This window comes from Bradyrhizobium sp. (assembly GCF_030646015.1).
Classification (GTDB): domain Bacteria; phylum Pseudomonadota; class Alphaproteobacteria; order Rhizobiales; family Xanthobacteraceae; genus Bradyrhizobium.
The window spans coordinates 1-13566 of sequence record NZ_JAUSLT010000048.1 but is presented as its reverse complement, the minus strand read 5'-3'; the positions used below and the strand labels follow the sequence as shown (position 1 = coordinate 13566).

8 protein-coding genes and 1 pseudogene are annotated in these 13566 nt (G+C 62.1%); 8 read left to right on the top strand and 1 reads right to left on the bottom strand.

Annotated elements, in window-relative coordinates:
* The 3 genes and pseudogenes from Q7T45_RS07435 to Q7T45_RS07425 all read left to right on the top strand — a co-directional run.
* Nucleotides 1–2133 (top strand): annotated as a pseudogene (locus tag Q7T45_RS07435) (DNA-directed RNA polymerase subunit beta'); the annotation flags it as partial.
* A gap of 188 nt (nt 2134–2321) precedes the next feature.
* Entirely contained in the window at nt 2322–4376 is a 2055-nt protein-coding gene (locus Q7T45_RS07430; RefSeq protein WP_304869288.1) for an FAD-dependent oxidoreductase, read from the top strand.
* Between the two features lie 126 nt (nt 4377–4502).
* Entirely contained in the window at nt 4503–6464 is a 1962-nt protein-coding gene (locus tag Q7T45_RS07425) for an ABC transporter ATP-binding protein (RefSeq protein ID WP_304869287.1), read from the top strand.
* A 22-nt stretch (nt 6465–6486) separates the two neighbouring features.
* Here the strand turns inward: Q7T45_RS07425 and Q7T45_RS07420 are convergent, their stop codons facing one another.
* Nucleotides 6487–7698, bottom strand: coding sequence for an NAD(P)/FAD-dependent oxidoreductase (locus Q7T45_RS07420; protein WP_304869285.1), 1212 nt, complete (start codon nt 7696–7698; stop codon nt 6487–6489).
* Nucleotides 7699–7835: 137 nt separating this feature from the next.
* Between Q7T45_RS07420 and Q7T45_RS07415 the strand changes: the two genes are divergently transcribed.
* The 5 genes from Q7T45_RS07415 to tuf all read left to right on the top strand — a co-directional run.
* A complete protein-coding gene (locus Q7T45_RS07415; protein ID WP_370691231.1) occupies nt 7836–9026 on the top strand; it encodes a GNAT family N-acetyltransferase in 1191 nt (396 codons plus the stop codon).
* A 622-nt stretch (nt 9027–9648) separates the two neighbouring features.
* Entirely contained in the window at nt 9649–10020 is a 372-nt protein-coding gene (gene rpsL / locus Q7T45_RS07410) for a 30S ribosomal protein S12 (RefSeq protein ID WP_011473880.1), read from the top strand.
* A gap of 14 nt (nt 10021–10034) precedes the next feature.
* Complete coding sequence (rpsG, locus tag Q7T45_RS07405; protein WP_304743672.1) at nt 10035–10505, top strand: 30S ribosomal protein S7; 471 nt, start codon at nt 10035–10037, stop codon at nt 10503–10505.
* 31 nt (nt 10506–10536) lie between these two features.
* On the top strand, nt 10537–12609 hold the full coding sequence (fusA, locus tag Q7T45_RS07400) for an elongation factor G (RefSeq protein ID WP_304869275.1): 2073 nt from the start codon (nt 10537–10539) through the stop codon (nt 12607–12609).
* Nucleotides 12610–12648: 39 nt separating this feature from the next.
* The coding region (gene tuf / locus Q7T45_RS07395; RefSeq protein ID WP_304869273.1) for an elongation factor Tu at nt 12649–13566 on the top strand (918 nt) is incomplete at its 3' end.

Here is a 13566-nt window from a genome sequence, read left to right as displayed (position 1 = left end):
GCCGACGAAATGATGAAGGGCATTGCCGCCATTCAGATCGACAAGGAAACCGGCCGCCAGAAGCCGATCAATTCGGTCTATATGATGAGCCACTCGGGTGCTCGCGGTTCGCCGCAGCAGATGAAGCAGCTCGCCGGCATGCGCGGCCTCATGGCCAAGCCGTCGGGTGAGATCATCGAGAGTCCGATCATCTCGAACTTCAAGGAAGGTCTGACCGTTCTTGAATACTTCAACTCGACCCACGGCGCCCGTAAAGGCCTCGCGGATACCGCGTTGAAAACGGCGAACTCGGGCTATCTGACGCGGCGTCTGGTCGACGTGGCGCAGGACTGCATCATCACGGCGGATGATTGCGGCACCAAGCTCGGCATCAAGATGCGCGCCATCATCGATTCCGGCACGGTCGTCGCATCGCTGGCGTCGCGCATTCTCGGCCGTACCAACGGCGAGGATCTGCGCGATCCCGTGACCAACAAGGTCGTGGTCAAGCGCGGCACGCTGATGGAGGAGATTCACGTCGACGCCATCCAGCAGGCCGGCATCCAGGAAGTGAAGATCCGCTCGGCCCTGACCTGCGAACTGGTCAACGGCATCTGCGGCAAGTGCTACGGGCGGGATCTCGCCCGCGGCACCCCGGTCAACCACGGCGAAGCGGTCGGCGTCATCGCGGCGCAGTCGATCGGCGAACCCGGTACCCAGCTGACGATGCGCACGTTCCACATCGGCGGCGCTGCGCAGATCAACGAACAGTCGTTCATCGAGTCGAACTTCGACGGCAAGGTGACGATCAAGAACAAGGCGATCGCGAAGAATGGCGAAGGCCATCTCGTCGCGATGGTCCGCAACATGGTGGTGGCGGTGACGGATGCCGACGGCACCGAGCGTGCGACCCATCGCATCCAGTACGGCGCGCGGATGCGCGTCGACGAAGGCGACATGGTCAAGCGCGGCCAGCGCATCGCCGAATGGGATCCCTACACCCGTCCGGTGCTGACCGAAGTCGAAGGCACCATCGGCTTCGAGGATCTGGTCGAGGGTCAGTCGATCTCGGAAACGCTCGACGAATCCACCGGTATCGCCAAGCGCGTCGTCATCGACTGGCGCACCTCGCGTGGCGGCGGCGACCTGCGCCCGGCCATCGTCATCAAGGGCAAGGACGGCAAGATCCTCAAGCTCGCGCGTGGCGGTGAGGCCCGTTACATGCTGTCGGTCGACGCCATTCTGTCGGTCGACGTCGGGGCCAAGGTCAAGACCGGCGACATCCTGGCGCGTATTTCCACCGAAAGCGCCAAGACCCGCGACATCACCGGCGGTCTGCCGCGGGTGGCGGAACTGTTCGAGGCCCGCAAGCCGAAGGACGCCGCCATCATCGCGGAAATCGCCGGCACCATCCGGTTCGGCCGCGACTACAAGAACAAGCGCCGCATCTCGATCGAGCCGATGGACAAGAACGAGGAGACTCGCGAGTACCTCATTCCGAAGGGCAAGCACATCCATCTGCAGGACGGCGATATCGTCGAAAAGGGCGATTTCATCGTCGAAGGCAATCCCGCGCCGCACGACATTCTGGCGATCAAGGGCATCGAGGAGCTCGCTGCCTATCTGGTCAACGAAATCCAGGAGGTCTATCGGCTGCAGGGCGTGCTGATCAACGACAAGCACATCGAGGTGATTGTCCGTCAGATGCTGCAGAAGGTGGAGATCACCGACCAGGGCGAGACCGACATGATCTCGGGCGAACAGATCGACAAGATCGAGTTCGACGTGCTCAACGCCAAGGCCAAGGAAGAGGGCAAGAAGATCGCCACGGGAACGCCGGTGCTGCTCGGCATCACCAAGGCGAGCCTGCAGACCCGCTCGTTCTTCTCGGCGGCCTCGTTCCAGGAGACCACCCGCGTGCTCACCGAAGCCGCCGTCAACGGCAAGGTCGATCCGCTCGAAGGCCTCAAGGAAAACGTCATTGTCGGCCGGCTGATCCCGGCGGGCACCGGCGCCTCGATGGCCAAGATCCGCGAAGTCGCCGTCAAACGCGACAAGCTCATCCTGGACGAGCGCGAGAAGCAGGCCACCATCGTGCCTACGGCGCCCGAAGCGGAACCGCTGGCTCTGCCGCCGGCGGAACCGGCCGAATAAGGCCCTCCGGATTCACAATGTTACGAAAAAGGCCGGCGAAAGCCGGCCTTTTTGCTGTTTTTCGCCTTTCTCGCACTGCACACCGCTTTGTTCATCTTCCCTTCAGTGTCAAAAGCGCTTTTGCTAGGGTGAGTTAGACCGGATGTTCCGCGAACGGCGGGCGGCCGGCTGGGGCGACGGAAAACCATATGCTGGATCTTGCAATCGTTGGCGGCGGCCCCGGCGGGCTGATGAGCGCCTGGTATCTCAAAAAGAAGCTCGGCGATCTCTGCCGCATCACCATCTATGAGGCCTCCGACCGGGTCGGCGGCAAGATCGTGACGCGGAAGTTCGATTCGGCGCCGGCGATGTACGAAGCCGGCGTCGCCGAGATCTATGATTACTCGATGACCGGCCCGGATCCGCTGCGCGAACTGATCCAGCATTTCGGCCTGCAAACCATTCCGATGGATGCCGAGCAGGTCCAGCTCGATGGCGAATTGCTCAACGACGTGCCGGGGATGCGCCGCAAATACGGCGCCAAGACCGCCGACGCGATCGAGGCGTTCCGCAAGCGCTGCACCGATTTGATGTCGCCGCTCGAATATTACGAAGGCGTCGGCGCGCACGACAACGAGCATCCGTGGGCCTACATCAATTGCGAAGAGCTGCTCGACAAGGAAGTCGACGACCCCACGGCAAAACGTTTCCTCAAAGTGATGGCGCGGTCCGATCTTGCCACCGAGAGCCACAATACCAATGGCCTGAACGCGCTGAAGAACTTCGTGATGGATGTCGACGGCTATATCGGCCTGTATTCGATCCAGAACGGCAATGAGCAGCTGATCGACTGCCTGCGGTCCGAAGTCAGCGCCGACATCCAGCTCAATCACCGCGTCCTCAAGGTCGGCAAGACCGAATCCGGGCGCTATCAGCTCAACATGATGAACGGCAAGGGCCCGGAGACCAGGGATTTCGATCTGGTGCTGATGTGCCTGCCGCATTCCTGGCTCGCCACCATGCGCTGGGACGGCGAGCAGCTGCGCAAGTCGATGATCAAGCACGTCTCCTATTTCGACCGCCCCGCGCATTATCTGCGGGTGTCGCTGCTGTTCGACGAGCCGTTCTGGGGCGAGAAGATCCCCGGCGCCTGGTTCATGTCGGAAGCGTTCGGCGGCTGCTGCGTCTACAACGAAGGTGCGCGTCACGATGTCGGCAAGCACGGCGTGCTGAACTGGCTGATCGCCGGTTCCGATGCTTTGGCGTTCGCCAATCTCAGCGACCAGGAACTGATCGACGCCGCAGTGAAGTCGCTGCCGGACTCGTTCGGCGATGTGCGCGCGCATCTGATGGAGGGCAAGATTCATCGCTGGCTGTCGTCGGTGAATGCGCTGCCGGGCGGCATGCCGGCGCGCGACGTCATGACCAATCACCGTCCCGAGCCGAAACAGCATCCCGGCCTGGTCGTGGTCGGCGACTATCTGTTCGACTCGACGCTGAACGGACTGCTGGACTCCTCCGATGCCGCCACCGACATCATCGTCACCGAGATGATGCGGTTGCGCCGCGCGCGCGGCGACGGCAGCACGCCTGCGTCGGACAAGATCGACCGCGAATATTTCGAGAACTATCGCGGGCTCGGGCCCTATAGCGAGGTCTGGAGCCAGTTCACCGATCCGGCCTACCTGACCGACCTCATCAAGATCGTCTGGAACAGGGCCAGGGGCTACAGGCTGCTGGTGGCCGGCTCCGCCAGCGGCGAGCTGGTGGGCGCACTGCGCGCCCGCGGGATCGATGCGTGGGGCATCGAGAACAACCGCGCGATCCACGCCCGGACGCCGAAGGAACTGAAGAAGTTCTGCAAGCTCGGATCGATCGTCGATATGAAGTTCAAGGACGCGGAATTCGACTTCGTTTTCGAGACTAGCCTGTGCCATGTCTCCGAAAAGCAGGTTCCCCGCGCGATTCGCGAACTGAACCGCGTGGTGAAGACCGGCCTGGTGTTCGGGTCGGTGACGTCGGACATGGCGCCGGCGCTGATCGACCGCTACGACCTGCTGCGGGGCGTGAAGAAGCTCGGCACCTGGTGGGAATGGTCGGAGCTGTTCTTCGGCAACGGATTCGACCTGTCGATGCACCGTCGCGACTGCACGGACGCGCTCTGGGCGGCGACGCTGGCGGCCAACAAGGGGCCCGGCCAGTGGTATGCGGACTCCGACAGCCTGCGTTACTCGTTCTTCGACAAGGTCGAGGCCGACGATTAAGCGAATAGCCGGCCTTCCAATTATTTTGCCGAACGCATATTGATCGCATAGGATCGCGGCCGTGGCTCGCTCGGCCGTCTCCCTTGATTTTGCGGTCATGCCGGCCGTGCAGCATCGGTTGGTTTCATGGCGCCCAAGCCTCCTTCATCTGATGATCCGAAGCCTGCCACCGCTGGCGATCCGGTTGTGCCCGAACTCGAGAAGAAGGCAGCCAAGCCATCCGAGCATGATCTCGAGATAGACGACGACGATGATGATGAGGATCTCGTCGTCTATACCGCGCAGGAAGCCGCCGGCGCGTTTGCGACGATCTATGCCTTCGTCCAGCCGTTTCTGAAGAATTACAGGAAAATGCTGGTCTTCGTGGCTTTCGGCGTCGTGGTCGAGACGCTGTTCAACGTCATCATGCCGCTGAGCCTTAAGTTCCTGATCGACGACGCACTCGGCGAAGAGGATTTTCAGGCCCTCTACATGATCCTCGGGGTGTTGGCGGTGGCCGGCATCATCACCTCGATCGTCGCAATCTGGTATGAGCGATGGGACGCCAAGCTCGCGTCATCCCTTATTGCCGACGTGCGGTCGCGGCTGTTCGGCCATGTGCAGGACCTGCCATCGGGCTATTTCGCGCGGACCCAGCGCGGCGAAATCCTGTCGCGGTTCTCGATCGACCTTTCGGCCTTCGAGACCTCGATCAAGAGTTTTGCCAACAGCGCGGCATTACCGTTCCTGGAACTGATCGCCGGCATCATCCTGATGCTGTTCCTGAACTGGCAACTCGCCGCGGTAGCGCTGCTGGTGTTTCCGATCACGCTGATCGGCCCGCGGCTGCTGACGCCGAAGGCGGTGCAGGCGAATTACGAGCAGAAGCTGCACGAATCGTCGCTGCTCGGCATGGTGCAGGAAAACGTCGCGGCGCAGGCCGTGGTCAAGGCGTTCAGCCTGCAGCGTCGCGCCTTCGGCTGGTTCCGTCTGCGCAACAACCAGGTTCGCGACAAGACCGCTTCCGCGGTGTTTCTCTCGACCATGGTCGAGCGCTCGGTCACGATCTCGGTGTTGTTGCTGCACCTCGTGGTGCTCGCGATCGGCGCCTATCTCGCCACCAAGGGGCAGATCACGGTCGGAACCTTCGTGACGTTCGAGAGTGCGTTCTGGGAAGTGTCCTACAACATCGCCCATTTGATGCATTTCATTCCGGTGTCGATCCAGTCGGCGGCGGCGGTGCGTCACATTCAGGAATTGCTCGACGAGCCGACCCGCGGCGCCGATCGCGCGGGCGCGCCCGAGCTGCCGCGGATCACCAACGACATCACCTTCGACCGCGTGTCGTTCAAGTACGAGGGCTCCGAGACGCCGGTTCTCGACAATCTCAGTCTCAAGCTCGATGTCGGCAAGACCATCGCGATCGTCGGCCCCAGCGGCTCCGGCAAGAGCACGCTGCTGAATTTGATCCTTCGCCTCTATTTGCCGGATGAAGGGCGCCTGACCATCGACGGCGTCGATATCCGCAAGGTGACCGTCGAATCCCTGCGCAAGAGCATGGCGGTGGTGTTCCAGGAGAACATGCTGTTCAACATGTCGATCCGGGAAAACATCCGGCTCGGCAAGGAAGGTGCGACCGACGAGGAGGTCGTGGAGGCGGCAAAGAAGGCCGAGATCCACAGTTACATCATGAGCCTGCCGGAGAAGTACGATACCGAGGTCGGCGAGCGCGGCGATACGCTATCGGGCGGGCAGCGCCAGCGCATCGCCATCGCCCGCGCGGTCGTCCGCGACCCCTCGGTGCTTCTGCTCGACGAGGCGACCTCGGCGCTCGACCAGACCACGGAAGCCGCCATCAACAAGACGCTGATGAAACTGGCCCAGGGCCGCACCATGATCTTCTCGACGCACCGGCTGACGTCGGTGGTCGAGATGGACGAGATCATCGTGATATCGGGCGGCAGGGCGATCGAACGCGGTTCACACCAGAAACTGCTCGCCGCCAACGGCGTCTATCGCAGGCTGTGGGACGACCAGAGCCACAAGCCGCATAAGGCGGACGATCAGGCCGGCGATGATGATGATGACGATGATGACGACGAGGATTGAGCCGGAAATCGCGAAAAGCCGTTCAGGCGAGTTTCCCCTGGCCGGGATGCGCATCCGGTCGCGCAGCCGGATGTTGCGGAACTGATCCGGCGGCCGATCGGTTGCCGATAGATCGTGACATGCCCAGGGACAAGCGCGCGACGAAGCGTGCCGCGCGCTGCGCGCGCCATGACAGGCCGTTGTCGATCGACAGTGAACACAGGTGATAGGCCTTGGCGAGGCAGCGCGCCTCGCACGCCGTCTTTTCCGGATCGTCGTAGAATGCCGCCATCTTCCTGATGTCCATACCCTCGGTCGCAAGCCATTGCGGGATGTAGAGGTTGCACAGCCGCTCGACGTCGGTGAATACCTTGGTGGTGCCGGTCCCTGCCGCGGGGCAGGAGGTCGAGAACGCATCGCCGGCCAGCACGATCCCGGGCTGCAGATAGCCGTCGGTGACACAGAGATCGGCCGGCCTGATCTTGACCGGCCCGCTCACCCTGAACTTGCCCATCATGCGCTGCAGGCCGGGCATCAGCGCGCGCATGGTTGCTTCCGGCGCCTGTCGAAACCGCGGCAACCACGGGTCGGTCATGTCGCGGTACACCATCAGATTGGCGTGCATCCTGCCGCCGATCGGAAACACCGACAAATAAGCCATGCGCGCGCTGGATCGGCGTGGCCAATAGGTCAGGGCGGGGAAATCGAAAGCCGCTCGGCCGACCGGCTCGAGGTCGAAGCCCAGCGTGATCGAATGGCATTCGCTGATGACGCGGCGTTTGATGCCGAGCGTATGACGGAGGCCGATGTTGAGGCCGTTGGCAAGAACGACCAGCCGCGCCGAGATTTCCTCACCGGTCGATAGTTCGATCCTCTGCCGTTCCGGGCTGTTGGCAATGCTGGTGGCCTTGGCGCGGATCGTTGCGACATCCGGCGGAATTTGACCGCGCACCGTGTTGACCAGCGTATCATACATGATCCCGTGCTGGTCGCTGGCCTTCCTGGCGACCACTATTCCATAGCGTGCTTCCCATACCTCGCCGTCGAGCGTGGTGGCCCGCAAGGTTGCATCCGCAAGGCCGGTTTTGCGCAGCAGTCCGAGCTGTTCGCCACCCAGCTTCTCGCAGCGCAGCTCGGGCGGATATGAAGTGTGAGGGTCGATCAGAACTGCGGAAACGCCGGCGCGTCCGAGCATCGCCGCGGCGGTCGAGCCGGCGAGACCCCCGCCGACGATTGCAACATCCGTATACTGCATGCCTTTGCCTCGGAGCCGAAGACCCCATCAATGCGTCGGAAAACGCAAAGAAAGCTTGAAAGAAAAGCTCCGAATGAAGCCCGCGGCTTGTTTAAGGTCCGGGCTTGGCCGTGGCCTGCTGACTTAACCGAAAAGCAATGCTGGAAGAACAAGATGGCCGCCGCGCCGCGGCCGCTCAAAGCATTGGTCCGATGATTTCGGTAACGATTGATTCACCCAACTCCGACATCGGCCCGCAATGGGACGATCTCGTCCGGCGTGCCTCCTCGAACGTTTTCATGAATCCGGCCGCGCTGATAGCGGCCAGCGAGACCGGCTTCGCCAGCATCCAGATGCTGATGGCCTGGGAGGAGGGCGACGGCCCGCGGAAGCTGGTCGGGGTCTGGGCGCTGCAATCGCGCAAGGTCTTGCCGTTCTGGCCGAGGGTGCTGGAAGCGCTGCCTTATACCTACGCCTTCCTGTCCAGCCCCGTGGTCGATTTTGCCTGCGTCGACGGCGTAATCGCGGCGTTCTTCGCGGCGATCGCGGCCAGCCGGTCGCTGCCGAAGGTCCTCAGTCTGCCGTCGCTCGACGCGGAGTGTCCAAGCTATTCCGCGATGCGCCGGGAACTGGCCAGCCGCGGCATTGAACCCTTGACGCTTTCGGAAAGCGCCCGGCCTTTCGTGACGCCGGGGTTTGGCGTCAAACGGTCCGGCTCCACGCGCAAGAAACTGCGGCAGGACTGGAACAGGCTGTCGGCGCTCGGCACCATTGACGTCGTGAACGACCGGACGCTGGACGGCGCCCTGCAGGCTTTCGAGCGCTTTCTGGCGCTCGAAAATGCCAGCTGGAAGGGCGATCGCGGCACCGCGCTGTTATCCGATCCCCATGACGCTGCCTTCGTCCGACGGCTATTCCAGAGCCTGGCGGCGCAGGGCAATGCCTCCGTCGCTTTGCTGCGGGTCAACGGCGAGGCGATTTCCGCGCAGGTGCTGATGTATTGCGGCACCACCGCCTACACCTGGAAAACCGCATTCGACGTCGAATACGCCAAGTATTCGCCGGGCGCGCTGTTGATCGACAAGATCACCGACGAGCTGTTCGCCGGATCCGGGATCGTGGCAATCAATTCCTGTGCCGCCGAAGCAAGCTTCATGGGGCAATTGTGGGCCGGGCGGCGACCGATGGTCGATCTGTTGATCGATATCGGCACGAGAAAATCGGTCGGCTACCGAATCGAAGCTGCCCGGCAGCTCGCCTATCAGCGCCTGCGCAGCTGGCGTGACGGGTTCCGGCGTTGGCGATCAACGCCTCGCCCAAAGAAACTGGGCGTCGCATCGCACCCCTGACTATTTTATCCGGGTAATATTGGCGTTCGGCCGTCTTGTTCCTGTCCCGTTGAGGGCGGGGCAAACCGAGTGTCGCGCGACCGCGCGGAGATTCGCGACCATCTGCCTCGAAAGCGCCGATTCCGGAGTGGGTTGAATCTCACGCGCACGCCAGTTATGCAGACGCCGCAGGGGTTTCTTTCGTTGTCGTTTCGCCTTGACTTGGCCAACTACCGCCGATAAAACCCGCGCACTTGACGACAGGCGGTGAGCGACGCCAGAGTCGGAACGGATCACCCTGCTTCATCCCTCGGGATCGAGAAGGGCACCAACCTCGACGAATGCCGCTCAAACGCTGTCGATGATAGCTAGGCACTGCCAGGACGATTTTGGTTCTCTCGAGCAAGTTCTCTTGAGATTAATTTCGGATGCATGACCTCGGTGGCCGATTGACCAGCGTCAGCTGATCGATCACGACCGCGGTCCTCTGTGGCGTGAAGCGCTTTCCGCTCAGCAATGAGTGGTTGGCGCGATTTCGCTTTGCGCGGTCGTTTTCGTGTGAGGCGGCCGGATGGGACCGATGTCCCGAATGAATTTGCGGAGCCGATAACGGTTTCGCGTGAACTAAAGGGTGAAGGCTGACATGCCGACGATCAACCAGCTGATCGCAAGTCCGCGCGTCGTTCAGAAGTCGCGCAAGAAGGTGCCGGCGCTGCAGCAGTCGCCGCAGAAGCGCGGCGTTTGCACGCGCGTCTACACCACGACCCCGAAGAAGCCGAACTCGGCGCTTCGTAAGGTCGCAAAGGTGCGCCTGACCAACGGCTTCGAAGTCATCGGCTACATTCCGGGTGAAGGCCATAACCTTCAGGAGCACTCGGTGGTCATGATCCGCGGCGGCCGCGTCAAGGATTTGCCCGGCGTGCGTTACCACATTCTCCGCGGCGTCCTCGATACCCAGGGCGTCAAGAACCGTAAGCAGCGTCGTTCGAAGTACGGCGCGAAGCGTCCGAAATAATCGGGAACAGATAGATGTCTCGTCGCCATTCTGCTGAAAAGCGTGAAGTGAACCCGGACCCGAAGTTCGGGAACATCATCATCACGAAGTTCATGAACTCGGTCATGTACGACGGCAAGAAGTCTGCCGCCGAGAGCATCGTCTATGGCGCGCTCGAAATGATCGAAGCCAAGACCAAGCAGGGCCCGCTGCCGGTTTTCGAGCAGGCCCTGGAAAACGTGATGCCGACCATCGAAGTTCGTTCGCGCCGCGTCGGCGGCGCCACCTATCAGGTGCCGGTCGAAGTGCGTTCGGTGCGCCGTCAGGCGCTCGGAATTCGCTGGATCATCACGGCGGCGCGCGATCGCAATGAAAAGACGATGACGGAGCGGCTCTCGGCCGAGCTGCTCGACGCGTCGAATGGCAGGGGAAACGCCGTCAAGAAGCGGGAAGATGTGCACCGGATGGCTGAAGCCAACCGCGCCTTCTCGCACTATCGCTGGTAACGGCGAAACAACGGATTTTAAGGAACAACCCATGCCCCGCGTTCATGCCATAGAGGACTACCGCAACTTCGGTATCATGGCGCATATCGATGCCGGCAAGACCACGACCACCGAGCGCATCCTGTATTATACCGGCAAGAGCCACAAAATCGGCGAAGTGCACGAAGGTGCCGCGACGATGGACTGGATGGAGCAGGAGCAGGAGCGCGGCATCACGATTACGTCCGCCGCCACCACCGCCTTCTGGGAAGGCAAGCGCCTCAACATCATAGACACCCCCGTCCACGTCGACTTCACCATCGAAGACGAGCGTTCGCTGCGCGTGCTCGACGGCGCGGTATGCGTGCTGGATTCCAACCAGGGCGTCGAGCCGCAGACCGAAACCGTCTGGCGCCAGGGCGACAAGTACAAGGTTCCGCGCATCGTCTTCGCCAACAAGATGGACAAGACCGGCGCTGATTTCTACAAGTGTCTGCAGGACATCGTCGACCGTCTCGGCGCCAAGCCGATCGCGATCCAGCTTCCGATCGGCTCCGAGAACAACTTCAAGGGCCTGGTCGATCTGGTCCGCATGAAGGGCGTGGTCTGGGAAGACGAGAAGCTCGATGCTCCCTTCAAGGACATCGATATTCCCGAGGACATGGTCGAGAAGGCCAAGGAATACCGCGAGAAGCTGCTGGAGTCCGCCGTCGAGCTCGACGACGAAGTGCTCGCCGCCTATCTCGATGGCAACGAGCCCGATGAAGCGACGCTGAAGCGCATGATCCGCAAGGCCGTGCTGACCGGCGCGTTCTTCCCGGTGCTGTGCGGTTCGGCCTTCAAGAACAAGGGCGTGCAGCCGCTGCTCGACGCCGTGGTGGACTACCTGCCGTCGCCGGTCGACGTTCCCGCCATCAAGGGCGTCGATGAAGACGGCAACGAAATCGTTCGGCTTCCGAACGACAAGGAGCCGCTCGCGCTGCTCGCGTTCAAGATCATGGACGACCCGTTCGTCGGCACCATCACTTTCTGCCGCATCTATTCCGGCACGCTGCTCTCGGGTACCGGCGTCATCAATTCGACGCGTGACCGCAAGGAGCGCATCGGCCGCATGCTGCTGATGCATGCCAACAACCGCGAAGACATCAAGGAAGCCTATGCCGGCGACATCGTCGCCCTGGCAGGCCTGAAGGAAGCCCGCACCGGCGACACGCTGTGCGATCCCAACAAGCCGGTGATTCTGGAAAAGATGGAATTCCCGGAGCCGGTCATCGAAATCGCGATCGAGCCGAAGTCGAAGGCCGACCAGGAAAAGCTCGGCGTCGCGTTGGCGAAGCTGGCGGCGGAAGATCCGTCGTTCCGGGTCTCGACCGACCTGGAGTCCGGCCAGACCATCCTCAAGGGCATGGGCGAACTCCATCTCGACATCAAGGTTGACATCCTGCGCCGCACCTACAAGGTCGACGCCAACATCGGCGCGCCGCAGGTGGCGTTCCGTGAGCGCGTCACCAAGAAGGCGGAAGTCGATTACACCCACAAGAAGCAGACCGGCGGTACCGGCCAGTTCGCGCGGGTCAAGTTCGTCGTCGAACCCAACGAGCCCGGCAAGGGATTCGAGTTCGAATCCAAGGTCGTTGGCGGCGCGGTGCCGAAGGAATACATCCCCGGCGTCGAAAAGGGTCTCAACAGCGTGCTGGGCTCCGGCGTCGTCGCCGGCTTCCCGGTGGTCGATGTCAAGGTGACGCTGGTGGACGGCGCCTATCACGACGTCGACTCCTCGGCGCTGGCCTTCGAAATTGCCTCGCGCGCGGCATTCCGCGAAGCGCTGCAGAAGGGCAAGTCCGTCCTGCTCGAGCCGATCATGAAGGTCGAATGCGTGACTCCGGAAGATTATACCGGCTCGGTCATCGGCGATCTGAATTCGCGGCGCGGCCAGATCCAGGGTCAGGACATGCGCGGCAACGCCAACGTCATCAACGCGATGGTGCCGCTCATGAATATGTTCGGTTACGTGAATAACCTGCGCTCGATGAGCCAGGGTCGCGCAACCTTTACGATGCAGTTCGACCACTACGCGGAAGCCCCGGCCAACGTGTCGGCGGAAGTCCAGAAGAAGTTTGCCTGATTGTCGTTAGCGGCAGTTAACGACTGAACGGAGAGAGTCATGGCCAAAGCAAAGTTTGAACGTAATAAACCGCACTGTAACATCGGAACGATCGGTCACGTCGACCATGGCAAGACGTCGCTGACAGCGGCGATCACCAAGGTGCTGGCGGAGACCGGCGGTGCGACGTTCACCGCGTACGACCAGATCGACAAGGCGCCGGAAGAGAAGGCGCGCGGCATCACGATCTCGACCGCTCACGTCGAATACGAGACCGCCAACCGCCACTATGCCCACGTCGATTGCCCGGGCCACGCCGACTACGTCAAGAACATGATCACGGGTGCCGCCCAGATGGACGGCGCGATCCTGGTGGTGTCCGCGGCCGACGGCCCGATGCCGCAGACCCGCGAGCACATCCTGCTCGCCAAGCAGGTCGGCGTTCCCGCGATGGTGGTGTTCCTCAACAAGTGCGACATGGTCGACGATCCGGAGCTGCTCGAGCTCGTCGAGATGGAAGTCCGCGAACTGCTCTCGAAGTACGATTTCCCGGGCGACGACATTCCGATCATCAAGGGTTCGGCTCTGGCCGCGCTTGAAGACAAGGACAAGAAGCTCGGTCACGACGCGATCCTCGAGCTGATGAAGGCCGTGGACAGCTACATTCCGCAGCCGGAGCGCCCGATCGATCTGCCGTTCCTGATGCCGGTGGAAGACGTGTTCTCGATCTCCGGCCGCGGCACCGTGGTGACCGGCCGCGTCGAGCGCGGCATCGTCAAGGTCGGCGAGGAAATCGAAATCGTCGGTCTGCGCGATACCCAGAAGACCATCGTCACCGGCGTTGAAATGTTCCGCAAGCTGCTCGACCAGGGCCAGGCCGGCGACAACATCGGCGCGCTGCTGCGCGGCACCAAGCGCGAGGAAGTCGAGCGCGGTCAGGTGCTGTGCAAGCCCGGTTCGGTCAAGCCGCACACCAAG